Annotated in this window: 1 protein-coding gene; it reads right to left on the reverse strand. The window is 57.2% G+C overall.

What is annotated here, in order from left to right:
• Window positions 1-224: 224 nt before the first annotated feature.
• On the reverse strand, window positions 225-1,658 hold the full coding sequence (locus COGEMETH_RS25485) for a DUF1254 domain-containing protein (RefSeq protein ID WP_238185449.1): 1,434 nt from the start codon (window positions 1,656-1,658) through the stop codon (window positions 225-227).
• Between the last annotated feature and the right edge of the window lie 50 nt (window positions 1,659-1,708).

Raw genomic sequence — 1,708 nt, forward strand, 5'->3', positions numbered from 1 at the left:
GGGGTTCTTCGAGGTGTCCTCTCGGGCCGTCTCCGGTTTCGGCCCAGGTCGGGCATGCCGAGGATCGTCCGGGCTTCCCGGACGCAGTTATTTGTCGGCCGCCGCTCAAAGTCGGCTGCGTGTGGCAACCGGACCTTGACCCTTCGTCCAGAAGCGGACGCCCCGCTCCCGACCAGACCTCGCTGCTCGCAGCTTTCCGCCGTGTCCAGAACGCAGTTGTTCGTTCATGCAGCCACAGCGATGCCGGGGGGCTGCCAAGTGCCCTTCCCAACCGGCAAGATTGAAGGCGGCGACTGCTTCGGCCAGTAGAGGCGCATCACGAGATATATCGGCCCTGCGGGGGCGGGAAGCCAGTTGGCCTCGTGCTCGGCACCGGGGGACTTGTTCTGGATGTAGAGCGTCAGAGCGCCGTCAGCGTCCCTCTTCAAGGTGTCCATCATCGGCGTGTTGATGAGATACCGATCGATCGGATTTTCGATGAGAAGCTGCGTTTTCCCGTCGTACATCGTGATTGACCAGAATGCGTCAACGGGGGGAAGGTGGTCAGCCGCGAAGGTGATGGTGTAGTTGTTGGTGGCACCGTCCAGCGTCTTGCCGCTGCTGTCCGTTCGCGTGAACGGGTACATCGCCTCTTCCGGCGAGTTGCCATAGATGCCGCCTTGCGCGGCTGCGGCGCGCATAAGCCAATCGCCGTCGAAGTGCTGGCTGTCTCCGAATAAGCCGCTGACATTCCATCCGTTTATGACGGTACCTGCCTTGGTTAAGGCAGCTTCAACTTTGTCCTGACCTTGCTTCATGCCAAGGCCGATCTCAATTTTGGCTTCTAAAGGAAGGTCTTGGAACTTGAACGTTTTGCCGGGGCCAACACCGATGCTGGCAAGCTTTGCTCGAATGTCACTTTCGTTGGCAGCAGCCGGTATAAATTCAAGCATGAAATCGAGGTACTCGAAGAAGTTTTTCTTTGCGAGTTCCTTGGTGAATATCGGAAACGTGACGGTTGGCGCGGCCGGTGGGGACGGCTGCTTCAGATACGTGGACAAGGGGACTGCCCCAAAACCGGTCTGCACCTGCTTCAGGTTGTCGAGATCAGCAGGCCCGAACAGTTGGGTCCGGAAAATCGCGATGGAAAGCGTCGCGCCGGAACGGAAAATCTTGCGAATGCCTGGAGGCGTTTCACCCTTCCAATCGGGACCAACGACCATGTAGTCGCCCGCATCGGTGCCGGTCGCACGAGTTCCGATGTAACCGTAATTGTAGGTACTGCTGTCGCAAAGCTGGATGGAATAGTAGCGCCGCCGGTCAATCGCAGGAACCGAGATCACCATCGGTTCAGCACGCAAATCCATCCATAGAAGCGAGTAGGGCGTGTCACTGTTTGGCGTTACAACCGCTGTGTCTTTGTAGGTAAAGACGTTGGCCTCGTTTTTCAAAACGTTGAAGGGCGCCTTGTATTGGCTCGATGATTTATCGACAACGAATTCGTACATTTCGCCATAGTTCATGACGATCGGAAGACCAAAAATCAAACCGGCTTCGGCGATGTCTTTCGCTGCGAAAAATCCAGGTTCATGGGACGCGGCAGAAAGCTTTGCAGGTGCAAGGGCCGTCAGATAGACCGAGGCAGCAATACCGCCCAGGAGTTCTCGTCGAGTGGTCATGGGGGCACCCTCGTAGTGTCTGGCGCTCGACACTAGTGCACTGACTCAGA

The organism is Methylobacterium trifolii, assembly GCF_022179685.1.
Classification (GTDB): domain Bacteria; phylum Pseudomonadota; class Alphaproteobacteria; order Rhizobiales; family Beijerinckiaceae; genus Methylobacterium; species Methylobacterium trifolii.